Annotated in this window: 12 protein-coding genes and 1 other RNA gene; 12 read left to right on the top strand and 1 reads right to left on the bottom strand. The window is 28.2% G+C overall.

Annotated elements, in window-relative coordinates:
* The first annotated feature begins 4 nt into the window (after positions 1-4).
* The 11 genes from rnpB to C0982_RS04670 all read left to right on the top strand — a co-directional run bounded on the left by rnpB (position 5) and on the right by C0982_RS04670 (position 13,273).
* Positions 5-343: RNase P RNA component class A (gene rnpB / locus C0982_RS04715), an RNA gene on the top strand.
* 161 nt (positions 344-504) lie between these two features.
* On the top strand, positions 505-3,825 hold the full coding sequence (locus C0982_RS04710; protein ID WP_101773061.1) for an SPOR domain-containing protein: 3,321 nt from the start codon (positions 505-507) through the stop codon (positions 3,823-3,825).
* A gap of 14 nt (positions 3,826-3,839) precedes the next feature.
* Positions 3,840-5,831 carry a hypothetical protein gene (locus C0982_RS04705; RefSeq protein ID WP_101773060.1) on the top strand — a complete coding sequence of 664 codons (1,992 nt, stop codon included), beginning with the start codon at positions 3,840-3,842 and terminating at the stop codon, positions 5,829-5,831.
* 26 nt (positions 5,832-5,857) lie between these two features.
* Positions 5,858-6,034, top strand: coding sequence for a hypothetical protein (locus tag C0982_RS10510; protein WP_180946858.1), 177 nt, complete (start codon positions 5,858-5,860; stop codon positions 6,032-6,034).
* A 16-nt stretch (positions 6,035-6,050) separates the two neighbouring features.
* Positions 6,051-7,073: a UDP-glucose 4-epimerase GalE gene (gene galE, locus C0982_RS04700; protein ID WP_101773059.1), complete on the top strand. Its 1,023-nt coding sequence runs from the start codon at positions 6,051-6,053 to the stop codon at positions 7,071-7,073.
* Between the two features lie 36 nt (positions 7,074-7,109).
* Positions 7,110-8,222, top strand: a complete 1,113-nt coding sequence (locus tag C0982_RS04695; RefSeq protein WP_101773058.1) for a DUF3798 domain-containing protein — start codon at positions 7,110-7,112, stop codon at positions 8,220-8,222.
* A gap of 13 nt (positions 8,223-8,235) precedes the next feature.
* Complete coding sequence (locus C0982_RS04690) at positions 8,236-9,423, top strand: DUF3798 domain-containing protein (protein ID WP_101773057.1); 1,188 nt, start codon at positions 8,236-8,238, stop codon at positions 9,421-9,423.
* 77 nt (positions 9,424-9,500) lie between these two features.
* Positions 9,501-10,505 carry an aspartate--ammonia ligase gene (gene asnA / locus C0982_RS04685; protein ID WP_101773056.1) on the top strand — a complete coding sequence of 335 codons (1,005 nt, stop codon included), beginning with the start codon at positions 9,501-9,503 and terminating at the stop codon, positions 10,503-10,505.
* A 34-nt stretch (positions 10,506-10,539) separates the two neighbouring features.
* On the top strand, positions 10,540-11,064 hold the full coding sequence (gene hpt / locus C0982_RS04680; RefSeq protein ID WP_101773055.1) for a hypoxanthine phosphoribosyltransferase: 525 nt from the start codon (positions 10,540-10,542) through the stop codon (positions 11,062-11,064).
* A 133-nt stretch (positions 11,065-11,197) separates the two neighbouring features.
* A complete protein-coding gene (locus tag C0982_RS04675; protein ID WP_242961495.1) occupies positions 11,198-12,010 on the top strand; it encodes an HAD-IIB family hydrolase in 813 nt (270 codons plus the stop codon).
* A gap of 21 nt (positions 12,011-12,031) precedes the next feature.
* Positions 12,032-13,273, top strand: coding sequence for a BaiN/RdsA family NAD(P)/FAD-dependent oxidoreductase (locus C0982_RS04670; protein ID WP_101773054.1), 1,242 nt, complete (start codon positions 12,032-12,034; stop codon positions 13,271-13,273).
* A gap of 43 nt (positions 13,274-13,316) precedes the next feature.
* Here the strand turns inward: C0982_RS04670 and C0982_RS04665 are convergent, their stop codons facing one another.
* Positions 13,317-13,784, bottom strand: coding sequence for a hypothetical protein (locus C0982_RS04665; RefSeq protein ID WP_101773053.1), 468 nt, complete (start codon positions 13,782-13,784; stop codon positions 13,317-13,319).
* Between the two features lie 238 nt (positions 13,785-14,022).
* Between C0982_RS04665 and C0982_RS04660 the strand changes: the two genes are divergently transcribed.
* A complete protein-coding gene (locus C0982_RS04660) occupies positions 14,023-15,783 on the top strand; it encodes a GAF domain-containing SpoIIE family protein phosphatase (RefSeq protein WP_101773052.1) in 1,761 nt (586 codons plus the stop codon).
* The last annotated feature ends 361 nt before the right edge of the window (positions 15,784-16,144 follow it).

Raw genomic sequence — 16,144 nt, 5'->3', positions numbered from 1 at the left:
TTGTTAAGTATAGCAGATGATCGCAAGTAATTTATTATTTGAGGAAAGTCGGAGCTCCATAGAGCAGGGTGCTAGGTAACGCCTAGTGAGAGCGATCTTAAGGATAGTGCAACAGAAATATACCGCCGTTTTTTTACGGTAAGGATGGAAAGGTGAGGTAAGAGCTCACCAGCATATAGGTGACTATATGGCTATGTAAACCCCACCTGGTGCAAGGCCAAGTTAGGATTTAGGAATGTTGCTCGCATTCCCCGGTAGGTAGGCCGCTTGAACTTGTTGGTGACAACAAGTCTAGAAAGATGATCATCTAATACAGAACTCCGCTTATAGCTATGCTTAATAAAAAACAATCGCATTGTAATTACAATGCGATTGTTTTTTTTATTAATACAAGACTCTCATAAATTAGGTTATTCGTGGGATAATGCTATAATATGACTAAATTTTATGTTATAATAAAATAGTACATTTATGGAAGAACTTAACTGGTAAGGAGTGAAGGTTTTGAATAATAGCAGAGAATTAATTAAGTTTGCAGTTGAGCAAGTAAATAACAAATATATAGATAATAAACAAAAAATTAATAATGAATTAAATGAGGCTCTTAAGAATAAATATGAAAAAGTAGGTAAGGATGAAGATAAATTTATAGAAATATTAAGATATAACATTATATTTTATAAGTCTATAATTAAAAAACTTGAATCTATAATTGAAATGTGGATACAAAACGACATGATATCAGGAAGTATTTCTATAGATAAAAGTATAGATAATATAACTAATTCATCTAGACAGTACGTAAAAAAAGCTATGAAAAACGGAATTGCGTACCTAAATGAAAAAGACAAAAAAATATTTTATTCATATGATAAAAGCTCAGGAATAAAGAGAATTGAAAAAGTTGAAAACGACTATAGAATACTGAATTTATACAAAGATATTTTAGCTATGGTTATAAATATTATCTCTAGTGATGTTGAGAAATACAGTCCAATACTAGAGATGAGTACAGAGAGTGTTAAAATAGATTTTATGAATGAAATTTTTAAAATAATAAATGAAATTTTGTTCTCTGAAGACAATACAGTAGTCGATTTTAAAGATGAAGCTTTGGTAGATGATGAAGATATTGAAGGATGCGATATAAATGATGAAGAAAAGATACAGAGCTTTAAAAAGTATGTGTCGATGATCAGTACTCCTGAAATATTGGTAAAGATAAATGATATTTTTAGAAAATCAGTGGAGTTAGAAAAAATTGATGAAGAAGATGCATACGGTTTTTCTGGAGATTATAAAGATTACGTATCATGCGTAGTTTTATTAATGGACTATATTTCTCAGGAAAGTAGAATGTGTTTTGCCAATGCATTTAGATTACTTGTAACAGGTAGAGTAAGTCTAGTACAGTTTGAGGAAATAATAGACAAATTAATTAGAGATATGACTTTTATCGATAAGAAAAATTGGTTAACTTGTCAAAAAATAGTTAAATCAGACTTCAATATGGAGAATAATAATTTCTTTGGAATAAAAACACAAACAACAAATAATGATAATTTAGTTTTATCTGAAAGTATAAAACTTTTGGGTCGTGTTGGAGATGATGAAACTATAGTTAGTTATTTGGATGGAACTATTGATCCAGAATTTGACTATGTGGAAGAGGAAGAACATTTTTCTAATAAAATAAAGAGTAAAATTGATTTATTTTTAGGGAAATTCAAAAATGAAAATAGCTTAGACGATGATGAAGAATACTACGATGATGAATATGAAGAAGAGTATGAAGATGAAGAAATATATGAAGAAGATGAAGAATACTACGACTATGAATACTCTGAAGAAGATGAAGATAAAAAAGATTCTTTGAAATCTAGGCTAAAAAATGTATTCTCTAAAAATAAGAATAAAAGTGACAATGAATTTGATGAATACGATAGAGATGATGAATTTGATAACGAGAAAGATACAGAAGTATTTATAGGTGACGAGGAAATTCAAAGCCCAGATGCGCTAGCTATACTTATGATGAGAGAAAAAAGCAAAAGAAAAGAAAATAAGTATATAGAAAAAGAGTTTGATGAGTTAAGGGATGAAAGACATTTAACTGAACAAATAAGCAAGAAGGGGCTTTCAGCATTTAAGTGCGATTCGGATATAGTATTAGATGAAAATGACTCAGATTATGAAAAGAGTAATTATATTAGTAGTAATAAGAATTTATTTGATCAAACTATTGGAGGAGGTTTCTCAATATATGATTCAATGGACGAGTCAAATCCTGATGAAGATGATTCTAGATTAGAAGATAAAGATGAAATTAATAAGTATAATGAGAAAGAAAACAATATATTTAATCCTATATTAGGACATACTCAAAGACTTAATTTAAAAGCTTTACTTGATCAAAATGAGAATGTTTCTGAAGTAAATTATCAAATAGAAGATATAAATAAAGAGGAAAATAAGAATCTATATAAAGAAGTAGATATAGAAGATTCAAAAAAATATATAGAAGAAAAAATTAAAAATAGTAAAAAAAATGATGATCATCATAAGACAGCTGATGAGAAAAAAAATAATATAAATGAAGATATTCATGAAAAAGAAAAGATATCTGAAAAAATAGAAATTGTGAAAGAAGATTTGGATACTAAAAAATCTGAAGCATTGCCTTTTGAAGAATTGGAAACGCTAAAAGCCATGAGAAGGGCAAAAGTAGAAAGCGAAGAAAATTCAAATAAAAGCATAGAAAAGCCAAATAAAAGCATAGAAAAGCCAAATAAAAACGTAGAAAAGCGAGCTAGTTCAAAGCAGATTCCGTCAGAAGATTTATCAAAAAATGATGACACTAAGGTGAACTTAAAAGTAGACTTAGACAAGACAATAATGGTGGATTCAAAAGCAATATCTAATTTAGCAAAAAAACAAAAAGAACAGAAAAAGATAAAAGCTGAATTTAAAAAAGATGAAGATACACCAAAGGTAGAAAAAAAAGAAAGTAGCTTCAAGTTAGGTTTAGAAAAGATAAAAAGCTTAAAAGACTCAAAGAAAATAAAAATTGAGAACACTGATAATGGTCAGTTACATGAGTCTAAAATAGAGGATTTAGTTGTTGATACAGATGAAGCAACTTTATTTCCTAAAAAAGAAGTATTAAGAGATTTGGTAATTGTTGTTGTAGTTGTTGTAACAATTTTTGTATCATATGTATATATAGTAAATAGTTTTAAGGTTCCAACTGTTGAAGAAACTAATAAAAATACAGAAGAAGCACAAGTCGCAACTCAATCTAATAACAACGAAAAAAAGAATAGCACAACTGAAATAACCAAAAAAACTGAAGCTGAAAAAGAAAAAGATGAAATAGAATCAAAAGCTAGTGAAAAAGATAGATTAGCTGAACAATATAAGAGTGGTAAAGGAGAGTATTTTACCATTTATGTAGGGGCTACAAAGAGTAAAAGTGCGGCTGATTCTGTTGCAAATAATTATGCAAATAGAGGCATAACAGCAAAAGTAGTTAGAAATAATGGATATTATATGCTTAGAAAAGGTGAATACACTGATTATAATTCAGCATATAATGAATCTACAAAATTAACTGCTAAGGGTATTCAAAATTATATTTCTTCTCAAAATAAGTACTATGATTTAAAAATTGAGGCATATGAAATGAGGATACCAAATTTATCTAAAGAACAGTTAAAAACTGATTACGATGATTTAAGAAACCAGATTTCTTCGACAGGAAAAAATTCATCATATGTTAAAAATCTTGATGAAATATACGAAGAAGCTATTAAGAACAAGCAATAAAGGGGGAAGGGATTTTGTTGAGGCTTGATGAAAAAGTAATTTTTAAAATGAAATCAGGATATAGCCTAAATGGGTTAAATGATTTTATCCTTGAAGATAAATCCTTACAGTTGACTAACCTTGGAAATATTTATATTTCCAAGGTTGATTGTTTACAGGAAGAAAATACAGATTATTTAGTTTATGATTATTTAGAGCATGGGAGAAACTTATACTCTGAGTTAGATTCTGAAAATATTAATATAGTATCAGAATCAATTCCTTTTACTCGTGTAAAAAATGGAGTAGAAGAAAAAGTATATGCGGATTTAATATTTATTTTGGATTTGGATGAGTTTGCATTTATTAATAATCAAATTAAAAACATGATATTTGATTTTAGAAAGGGAGATATATTATTAACTGCCGATGGTAAGGTTACTATTGGAGGGAAAATAGAAAAAGCTGAAAAGAGATTGATTTTTGACAGTGGGAAAAATAGGTTTGAATATAGATTTGAAGATGTAGAATCCTTTTCAATGTCAGAAAACAGAATTACTCTAAAGGGATATTTCTATATTGATAAAGAATCTATAATAATGCGTGAAGTGTCATTTGTAGGATCGATAGGAAAAAACACACTGCCTGATGACTTTGAGAGTATTGTTAAATCTAATAAAAAAATTGGAAAACTTCCCAAAAAAAATCCAATAGTTTTTTGTAAAGTAAGTGGTAGAGTAAGAGGGAATGATTATTTATTAAAAAACATGTTTTTTATAAAGCATGATGACTTATATGTTTTATACGAAAAAAAGCAAAAAGAAGAAGTGATATGCAGAGAAATCTCTAGTTTTTCAAGTTTTTACTTGGGGAATGAAAATTATGTTGTATATGATGGCATAGATGTTTATAATATGTATATAAATGAATCTAATGCTAAGCTAATTGATTTTGATAAATTAAAAGCTATAGACAACAAGATGGTCGGGTTCACCAAAGAATTAAGACCGTTTTTTTTAGAAATAACAGAAGAAAAAATCAAAATTCACAAATCTAAAGAAAAAGTAGTGCTAGAAATAGACAAATCTCAGATTTCAGATGTATCTATAAATGAGGAAAATAGCATTGACAGTGAATATTTCGTGGAAACAAAAATAAAATTTAAAGATAAATTTGTTATTCTAAATTTGAGAAGAGAAATTATAAACGACTTGTCATCAAATATTTTTTCTGATTATCAGAATTCTCTACTTGAAGAAACTTCAAAAGAAGAAGTTTACTACAATTGGATTAAGTCCGTCTCAGATATGGTAATTTTCAATTTTTTTGGGCAAATATATGAAATAAATTCGAAATTGTTGATCTTAAATGAAGATGAGTTGACGACAGAAGAGTGGGTGAAATTTGTTAATCAAGCATACACTGAACTTCAAGACAAATTAAAAAAACTTGATTTAATTTCGGTATATATGTCTGAAATACTGGAAAATAATGAAATAAGATACTTTAAAAGTATAGGTATTGAATTTGATGATAGAAGAATAGAAAATCTTGAAAGATTATTTTTTGAAATTAGAAATGATCTAAAGTTAGATATTAATGAAATTTTAAGGACTATTGAGTCAGCAAGTTTTATGTTACTACCAGATAATATGCGTAAATATGAAGTTAAGAAATTTAAAGAAACTCAAGTTTATAGGGCAAATTTATTCGGAAAACAAACATATAGTAAAATGAAACATTTGATTTACAATTTACTACCACATTATATTTCTAAAACAGTTAAAGAAGTTTTTGGAGTTTATGTAGGAATGGCTGTTGAATATAATAAAGTCGATGAAAATGAGTTAAAAAAAGAGCTTATGGATAGAATAAGGTCTGCGCACTTATTCAAACAATTTACTATAAGTAAAGAATCTTCTGTTTTAAGGAAGGATATAATCGATGATCTATATTCCTTAACTAAATTTAGTTCGATGAAAATAGATAGTGAATACTATTACACAGGTGGTTACACTCACAGATAAGTGAGTAGAATTAAAAGGAGATTAAGATGCTAATTAGTGAAATATTAAATAAAGAGTATAGACTTTGTGATTTTGAGGAAAGAGAAAAAAGCGTACTCTACAAAGAAATTGATTTAGATGAATTAATATTGGGTGATGCAAAAATTGATAAAGACAATCTAATCGAAATTGTTGATGCCGATATTTCGGGAAAACTCATTTAGAGAGGATGATTATTTTATGTACAATATATTACTAGCAGGTGGAGCAGGTTATATAGGCAGCCACACTGCAGTTGAATTAATAAAAAATGGGTACAACGTAATAATAGTTGACAATTTTTCAAATAGTTACCCAACTTCAATAAAGAGAATTGAACAAATTACTTCAGTTAGTCCAGTGTTTTATGAATTAGATACTAGAGACGATGATTTTGAAAAAGTATTTAAGGAAAATAAAATAGATGCTGTTATTGATTTTGCAGCATATAAATCAGTAGGGGACTCTGTAAAAAAACCTCTTGAATATTATGACAACAACTTGTTCTCATTATTAAACACACTTAAGCTTATGAAAAAATATAATGTGAATAACTTTGTATTTAGTTCAACTGCTTCAGTTTATGGAAATGTAGAAGAAAAAAATCTTCCAGTAAAAGAAGATCATATCAGAAAAACAACAAATCCATATGGAAATACTAAAATAATGGGAGAACATATAATAGAGGATTTATATAATTCCGATAAAAAATTCAATAGTATAATTCTTAGATATTTTAATCCAATCGGAGCCCATAAGTCTGGACTAATTGGAGAAGAAAGTACTGATATACCAGCTAACATTATGCCATATTTGACTAAAGTTGCTATTGGTGAACTACCGTATTTAAACGTTTATGGAAATGATTATGATACTGTAGATGGTACGGGGGTAAGAGACTATATACATGTAGTGGATTTAGCAAAAGGTCATCTTAAAGCAATTGATAGGCTACTAAATAATAAAGTTGGCGTTGAGTATTTTAATTTAGGTACCGGAAGAGGATATAGTGTAATGGAGTTGATAGAATCTTTTTCAAAAGCATGCGGTAAGTCAATTCCTTATAAAATTACAGATAGAAGAGCTGGAGATGCGGCTGTATCTTATGCGGATGTTTCAAAAGCTAATACTATTTTAAATTGGTATGCCGAGCATAGCATTGTTGAAATGTGTTCGGATTCATGGAGATGGCAAGAGATGAATCCGAAAGGGTATGAAAAATAATTGTATGTTAAAAGCAAATAGTGTTAGGAGGATTTTATGATCAAAAAAATAACAGCTACTGCTTTATTATTATCTGTGTTGATGTCGATATCAGCTTGTAGCTCAAGTATGAACAAAAATGCAAACACAGATAATTCAATTCATAAGAAAGCAGAGATAACTGTATATTTACCTGAAGGTCAAAATATTGATAAAAAATATAGGGATGATAAAGATATAGCAATTAATTACTTGGCAAAAAAAGATGGTAAATTTAGTGAAAAGGAAGTAAATGCTATAGCTGATAACATTGATAAAAGTGTAAAAGTGTTGATATTATCATCTGATAGAGAAGGATCAATGCCTGTTTTTTCTAAAGTTAAATCGAAATTACCAGGGATAATAACAATTGCAGGTGACAGTGAAGAATTTGATACTGATTCCATAAACAAAATCATGAAAGATAAATCATTAGATGTTGGATTTATGTCTGAAAAAAAGTATAATGCTTATAATTCAGTAACTATAGCCAAACAGATGAGCGCAAAAACATTTGTATATCTATACACGAATAAAGACAAATCTAATTCTGACTTGTATATGGATATACAAGATGCGAAATTATACTGTGATAAAAAAGGTATAAAATTTGTTGAGGTTGAAGTAGAGGCAGATGATAGTAGTAAAATAAGTGAAGAAGTTAAAAAAATTGCTAGCGTAGAAGGTTCTGAAGGGTTGGCTCTATATCCTTCTGATCAGACTCTTTCAAAGGAAATTTTAAAATTAGCTATAGAAAATAAATATATAATTCCGAATTTAAATTCTGATAATGATGGTGAACTAATCGCAGATGTCATGAACTTAAAAAAAGAATATGAAAAATTGACTAGAGAAGAATTTGATGAACTTGTTTCAAAAAAATTATCTGATAAAGGTATTAGCGATAAAATTGCAGCTATTTCTGAAGGACGAAAAAGTGTGCCAGCAGAGATTTCTATTGAAATAGCTAAGTATATGTATGAAAACAACTATATGATTGAAGAATGTTATAGAGATGTATCTGTTGTTGATAGAGGAAATCAAAAGCTTAATTTGCAAATCAAACCAGAATATATTGATTCTTCATTTGGATACGTACGAAAGCTTAAGCTAAATCCTAGAATATATTAAGGAGGAACTGAATATGAATAAAGTGATTAATAACTTAAAAAAAATCCTTATTTTGTTTTCTTGTATATTACTAGTAGGATGTAGCGGGAGCAATGAAGGCGGAAAAAAAACCGAAATAAATGATGCAAATGAGGATAAAAATACTAAGGTTGCGATTATAACGCAGAGTGAAGATGATAATAAAAAAGCTTATGATTCTGCTAAATCATTAAAGCTATGGAAAGATTATAATAAAGAAAAAAATGATAAATATAAAGCAGAGATCAAACATTTTATATTGCCTTCTAATTATGAAAATAGCAAAAAGGATGTAGAAAAAATATTTAAAGATATTGAAAAAGATAAGAGTATTAATGTAGTCGTAATGTCTTCAAATAAAAAAGGTATACTTCCATACGCAAAGGAATTAAAGGAAAAAAGAAACGATATAATTACTATATCAGCTCAATTAACTGAAGATGATAAAGAGCTAATTAATGAATTTGATCTAAACTTTAAAACAAAAAATAATTCTGACAGAGGTGCAGAAATATCAGAATTGGCAAAATCGCTAGGAGCAGAGAAGTTTTTCTACTTTGTAAGAGAAGATAAGTTAAATGATGAAAAAACAAAAAAAATTATTGAAAACATACAGTCTGAATCAAAAAAATTGGATATGCCAGTAGAAGAAATAAAAATTCCAGAGTCAGATAGCTTGCAGCAAAAAAAGGCTTATGTTTCTAATAAAGTTGATGAATTGGTAGAAAAATACGGAAATAAAATAAATATTTATTCTACTGATAAAGGTACGGATGAAGTATTAATAAATAAATTGGTAGATAAGAAGTTTTATATAGCGGAGCTTTCTGAGCCAAATTCAAGTCAGCTAATTATGAAATTATATGGAATTAACCAAATATCTAGATTAAAAGAAGATTATGATACATTAAACCAACAGGTATCTGCATTTTATAAGTCAAATTATAATATAGAGAGAACAATAGGCTCTGCATCAGCGGATCCAGAGTCATTTCTAATTAAATTTGCAACTGAGTTAGGTATAAACTTAAACGGTAAAAAAATGGAATTGAACACTGCATATAACTCATATTTTCTTGAAAAAGTATCTTTTGTAAGATGCAAAACATATTCTGCATTTGAAAATAAATATGAAGGTGTTGGCAATTTTAAAGTTGTCATGCCAGATCAAATTGTATATTAACTGTATAGAAACAATAAAAATATATTACATTAGTGTATTCAAAAAAGTTCACTAATGATTTACTAGGAGGAAATACCATGGTAATGATAATACCAAAGAACTATAAAAGTGACCTTGATATATTGGAAACTCAAATTGCAATAAAAAATCTTAAAGATTTTTTTCAAACAGAGCTAAGTAAGGAATTAAATTTGCTAAGAGTTTCTTCTCCTTTGTTTGTTTTGCCTGAAACAGGTACAAATGACAATTTAAATGGAATTGAGACACCGGTAACTTTTAATGTTCCGTTTATAAATAAAAAGGCTGAAATAGTACATTCTCTAGCTAAGTGGAAGAGGATGGCTATAAAAAAATATAAAATACCTGTTAATAAAGGTATTTATACCGATATGAATGCGATAAGAAAAGATGAAGAACTAGATAATTTACATTCTCTATATGTAGACCAATGGGATTGGGAATATCATATAGATAAAGAAGATAGAAATTATGAAAAGCTAGAATGGATTGTAAAAAAAATATTTGGTGTTTTTAAAAGAACTGATGAATATATAGTGAATTTATATCCTCAATTTACACCATTGCTTCCAGATGAAATTACCTTTGTATCTTCACAAGAATTGGAAGATGAGTGGCCTCATTTAGAACCAAAGATGAGAGAAAAAGAAATTGTAAAAAGACATAAGGCAGTATTTCTTACTGGAATAGGAAAAACCTTAGAATCTGGAGAAAAGCACGATGGAAGATCTCCTGACTACGATGATTGGAATTTAAATGGAGATTTCCTTTTTTACAACCCTGTGCTAGACGATGTAATTGAATTATCTTCTATGGGAGTGAGAGTTGATGAAGAAACTTTAGATTCGCAATTGAAGATTGCTGGTGCAGAAGATAGAGTTCAGTTTGATTATCATAGGGACTTACTAAATGGAGAATTACCATATACTATTGGAGGAGGAATAGGACAATCTAGAATTTGTTTGTTCTTCTTAAGAAAAGCTCATATAGGTGAGGTTCAAGTAGGTGTTTGGCCTAAGGGTATGATTAAAGAATGTAATGAAGCAGGAATACACCTGTTGTAAAAAATAAAAAACGAAAATATGATTGGAGAAAGAAATGTACAAATTGACAGACGTATTATATAGTGAAAAAGATATAGATGCAAAAGTAGAAGAATTAGCTAAAAAAATTGAGAGTGACTACAAGGGTGAAGAAATACTTCTTGTTGGAATATTAAAGGGAGCTTGTGTATTTGTAGCTGACTTGATGAGAAAGATTGATTTAGATGTAAATATAGATTTCATGAGTGTTTCAAGCTATGGTAGCGGAACAACTTCTTCGGGTACAGTTAAGATTTTGAAGGATTTAGATGTAGATATTGAAGGCAAAAATGTATTAATTGTAGAAGACATAATCGATTCAGGTGCTACTTTGAGAAATCTTTATGATACACTGCTTACAAGAAATCCTAAGAGCTTAAAATTATGTACATTACTTGATAAACCGAGTAGAAGAAAAGTTGAAATAGGAGTAGATTATATAGGATTTGAAATAGAAGACAAATTTATAGTAGGATATGGTGTAGACTACGCTGAAAAATTTAGAAACTTGCCATATATAGGTATAGTTGAAGACGTGTAAAATATTTATTAAATGATAAAAGAGATTGCGAGCAAATACGTATAGTATTTAGTAATAGCAATCTCTTTTTATGATATAATAGAATTATTTAGTAGGGATATTATTAATAATATTAAAATATAAGGAGAAGTAGATGCATTATAGCATTGAAATAATAAATGTGAAGGATAAAAAATATTTTTTCTTTGATATAGATGGTACATTAGCAGTAGGACCGCAAAGACAGATACCGTTATCTACTGAGAGAACTCTCTTTAAATTAAAAGAAAGAGGACATTTCATAAGTATAGCAACAGGTAGAATGCATGTTATGGCAAAAGATTTTTGTGAAAAATTTGGAATATCAAACATGGTTACCGATGGTGGAAATGGGATAGTTATAGACGGTAAAGCTGAAATAAAACCTCTAGATAAGGAAATGATGGTAGATATAATAGATGAATTTAATTATAGAAAAATTCCTTGGAGTGTTAGTCTTGCTGATGAGAGAATTTGGTATACAAAAAATGAAGTTTTTCCAAATGCTATGAGCGGTATAGTGAAAATTAAAAATTATATGCAGACAAAAATAGAACCAAACTTAGATATAAGAAAAATAGAAAAAATATACAAAGGCTTTGCATACTTAAATGTGGATCAAGAAAAGGATATAGAAAAGCTGAAAAATGTTACATATACAAGATATCATAAAAATTATATTATAATAGAACAAGATGATAAATCCATAGGAATAAATAGAATAAAGGAAATAATGGGAATAGAAGACAAGGATATCGTAGTATTTGGCGATAACACAAATGATATAAAAATGTTTAAACCTGAATGGACTTGTATAGCTATGGGAAATGCAGTAAATGAGTTAAAGGATATTGCAGATTTTGTAACTAAAGATGCAGATGATGGTGGAATAGAATATGCATGCAAGCATTTCGGATGGATTGACTAATATTAAAGGGGAACATATAAAATGAAAAAAGTAGTAGTTGTAGGAGCAGGACCGGCAGGTATATTTGCTTCATATTTTGCATCGAAGTCAGGTGCAGATGTAATTTTGATAGAAAAAAATAGCATGATAGGAAAGAAACTAAGAATAACAGGCAAGGGAAGATGTAATATATGCAATGCGTCGGATATAGAAAGTATTATAAAAAATATATACAAAAATGGTAATTTTATGTATAGCTCTATCTATTCTTTTTCCAATGAAGATGTTATGAATGTTCTTAAAGAGCACGGTTTAGAAATTAAAGTTGAAAGAGGGAACAGAGTTTTTCCAAAGTCAGACAAGGCAATTGATGTAGTGAAAACTTTAGATAGAATGTTAAATAAAGAAGGTGTGAAGGTATATCTAAATACGTCCGTTAAGAAGATAGTTTTAGATGAAAATACAAATAGTGCCTGTGGAATTATCACAGAGAATGGGAAACATATTGCGGCAGATTCAGTGATAATAGCAACTGGTGGAGTAAGTTATCCTCTAACAGGCTCTACAGGAGATGGATATAAATTTGCCAAGCAATGTGGTCATACGGTATCAAAACTAAAGGCTTCTCTAGTCGGAATTGAGGTAGATAAAAAAATACCTGGTGAGTTAGTTGGTTTAAATTTGAGAAATATTTCTATTAATTTATATAAAAATAATAAAAAAATATATGAAGATTTTGGTGAATTAGAGTTTAGAAATTATGGTATAGATGGACCTGTTATTAAATCAGCAAGCTGCTATATTGATGATGAAAAAAATGATAAATGTAGTATATCTTTAGACCTTAAACCAGCACTTTCGCATGAAAAGCTAGACATGAGAATCCAGAGGGATTTTGCAAAAAATATGAATAAGACTTTTGAAAAATCATTAGGAGAATTGCTGCCAAAAAAAATAATAGATTTTGTAATAGAAATTTCTGGTATAGATAAAAATAAATTAGTTCATCAAATTACAAAAGTTGAGCGTAAAAATCTAGTAGATTTATTAAAAAATATTAATTTTGATGTAGTGAAATTGAGACCAATAGAAGAAGCTATTGTTACATCTGGAGGAATTGTAGTAAAAGAGATTAATCCAAGCACAATGGAGTCGAAGTTTATAAATGGTCTATATTTTTCAGGTGAAGTTATAGATGTAGATGCTTTTACAGGTGGTTATAATTTGCAGGTAGCATTTTCAACAGGGTATTTAGCAGGAATAAACGCATCTTCAGAAAAGTAATGAAAAATTAATTTTAGCAAAAAAATATAAAGGGTTTCTCCCTTTATATTTTTTTGTTAACATAATTGTAAATTTTTTCATCACCTAAATCAATATTTCCCGTAGTAATGAACTTCACAATAGAATCTATATCAGACTGTGTTAAATACTTAGAAGGAATAGATAAATCATAGCCGTTGTCGTTTAAGAGTTCATTTAGTTTAAAGATACTTGTATAGTCAACTTTTTTTGAGTAGTTTTTTTGAAATTTTCGCTTATTGCTCAATAAATTTTCATTTTGAATAGAAATTAATGTTTCAACATAGTCTCTGTAAGTGTCTTTAAAACTATCAGAAGAAACATTTATACTTTTCAAAATATCTTCAATTAATGTATCTTTTAACATGTTATCGACAAATTTCTCCGGGGTTAACTTTCCAGAAATAATACCTTTTTGATACTTTCTAAGTGTTTTTTTTGTCTGAGTATAGATTTTGTAACGAACGTCTAAATCCAATTGCAAAAATTGCATCTGAATCACCTCTATTTATATTATACAATAAATAATTAAAATAATCCAGTGATTTAAATAAAAATTCTTATTATTCAGACATTTTGGAGAGCAATAACATTAAATAATTAAAATAATTGAGATCTTGGGCTAAATATTAAACCTTAAAAATAAAATGATCTTAAATTGTTTTCTTTGTATGAAAATCTTAAATTACATAGTATAATATTATATAAAGGCTTAAGTTTGGGGGGATATTATGAGTTATGTAGAAAAAATGAAAAACCTAGTTGAGATAACTAAGTTAGTTACTGAATCAGACAATTTTTTTGATATAAAAGATTCAATTATTAACACGATGCTAAATGTTGTAGATCCTACTAAAGCATGTGTTAATTTATTTTATGGAAATGATTATAATTATGCTCATTTGGTGTGTTCTGCAACTTTAGATTACATACCTAAAATATTTCCTAAGAACGAAGAGCATGGATCTAAGATAGACTTTAATGTTTATCCAGAGTATATTCATAAAGCAGTTGATGAAGGTAAAATAATAGTAATAGAAGATGTTTCTAATGACGAAACTGCAAAAGGAGAGTCTCTTCTAGCTATTAATGAAGGTTATAAGGGAAGGGCTGTATTTCCTTTTATTATTAATAATAAAACTGTAGGATTCATGACTTGTTATCTGGATGAAGATGATACATTAGATAATGATGATATAGATTTCATATCACAGGTAGCTTCTTTGATGTCGCTGTCTATTTCGATTACGGAAAAAAATAATGGTATAAAAAATCTGATAAATAAATTAAGAAATTCGTTGACCAATTTAAACAAAGCCTCTAGACGTTTGTATTCAACAGAAGATATGTTTTACTATCTTAAAAAAATGACATCTATTTTAGTTGAAAATACAAATAGTGAGTATGCGCTAATGAATGTGTATAATGTAGGCAAAAAAGGTGAAGTACAGGGGCAAAAAGTTAGTATATCAGAACCATTTCACATGATAAATAATTTAAACTCATTAATGCCAATGGTAATGAATTCTAGTAGAGTATCAGAATTTAATAACGATGCAGATATAGTATTGCCAAATGGAAAAAATGTAAAAAAATATTTATTTTTTAAATATTTAATAGACTCAAAAACTGCCTTAATGATTATGTGTGTTGGCGGAGATGATTTTTCAACAGACGATGAAAGCACAGTATCTGTATTGGCAAGGCAAGTGTCACTTAGCATACAATCGTATGAATATTCAAATGAAGAAAAAAAACAAAAAGATATTGATAATGAACTATCACTATTAAAAGTACAAAGAGAGTTAATAATGAGTGATGATAATATCAAAAAATATCAAAATAGTGAGTTTTTCTTCTATAGGGAATCTGCGAAAGTTGTAGGAGGAGATTTTTATCATGCAATAGATATGGGAGAAAAAATAGTTTTTATTGTGGCAGATGTTATGGGGCATGGGGTTATATCCAATTACATTGTAGCAATAATTAAAGGTGCATTTGATGTTTTGGCTAAATCTTCAAATTCACCGAAGGATATTTTACTAGGAATAAATAATTTTTTATACGACGAATTCGATAAAATGGGAATATACTCAACGGCTATAATAGGTTTTTTATATAAATCAGAAAAAAAGATAGTTCTTTCTAGTGCAGGACATTATTTCCCGATTGTTGTAGATAAAGATAATAACGTGATAAAAATAGACACTAAAAAGAGAGAACTACCAGTAGGCATAATAAAAGACGCTAATTATTCTGATTTAGAATATGATATATCAAATTTCAAACTTATGTGCTTTTTCACAGATGGTATATTAGAAATGAAAAATGCCAATGATGATGAGTATGGAGAAGATAGACTGGAAAACTTTATTGTTGAGAATGTAGATAAAGATAAAATAGATATATTGGATAATCTAAAGCTCTCAATAGAATCTTTTGTATATAAAGAAGAAAAAAAAGATGATATATTAGTCCTATTTATCAAATGATAATTATTTCGATGGAATATAATGAATTTGACGGAAAACATCGAAAAGTTAAGAAAATAACGTACAATGAAATTGTTTTATTAATCATATTCATTTTAATTTTTTTTATAAAAAAATATATGAGTAAAACTTTTTTTATAAAAGAAAAAAATATTATATTTTTATTTAATAAAAAAAACAATGAACTTAATATTTTATAATAAAAAATTGAATGACTATAAATAAACAAAATAAATTCAAGCTTTAAGTTGATTTTTTTATATTTTTTTAGTATAATTTATTTGATGATTAATAGAACGTTTTGTTGTTTAAATATAAAAAGCGTTCTCAATTACAAAAAGTATATTTAAATAAACAATTG

Origin of the sequence: Peptostreptococcus faecalis, assembly GCF_900240845.1 — a bacterium.
Lineage (GTDB): Bacteria > Bacillota > Clostridia > Peptostreptococcales > Peptostreptococcaceae > Peptostreptococcus > Peptostreptococcus faecalis.
This window is presented reverse-complemented; position numbering and strand designations above follow the sequence as displayed.

Bases quoted from the DNA above. Each gene is read 5' to 3' on its own strand.
- C0982_RS04675 (WP_242961495.1), top strand. From the start codon at position 11,198: ATGCATTATAGCATTGAAATAATAAATGTGAAGGATAAAAAATATTTT.
- C0982_RS04690 (WP_101773057.1), top strand. From the start codon at position 8,236: ATGAATAAAGTGATTAATAACTTAAAAAAAATCCTTATTTTGTTTTCT.
- C0982_RS04670 (WP_101773054.1), top strand. From the start codon at position 12,032: ATGAAAAAAGTAGTAGTTGTAGGAGCAGGACCGGCAGGTATATTTGCT.
- C0982_RS04695 (WP_101773058.1), top strand. From the start codon at position 7,110: ATGATCAAAAAAATAACAGCTACTGCTTTATTATTATCTGTGTTGATG.
- hpt (WP_101773055.1), top strand. From the start codon at position 10,540: ATGTACAAATTGACAGACGTATTATATAGTGAAAAAGATATAGATGCA.
- C0982_RS04665 (WP_101773053.1), bottom strand. From the start codon at position 13,784: ATGCAATTTTTGCAATTGGATTTAGACGTTCGTTACAAAATCTATACT.
- galE (WP_101773059.1), top strand. From the start codon at position 6,051: ATGTACAATATATTACTAGCAGGTGGAGCAGGTTATATAGGCAGCCAC.
- asnA (WP_101773056.1), top strand. From the start codon at position 9,501: ATGGTAATGATAATACCAAAGAACTATAAAAGTGACCTTGATATATTG.
- C0982_RS10510 (WP_180946858.1), top strand. From the start codon at position 5,858: ATGCTAATTAGTGAAATATTAAATAAAGAGTATAGACTTTGTGATTTT.
- C0982_RS04660 (WP_101773052.1), top strand. From the start codon at position 14,023: ATGAGTTATGTAGAAAAAATGAAAAACCTAGTTGAGATAACTAAGTTA.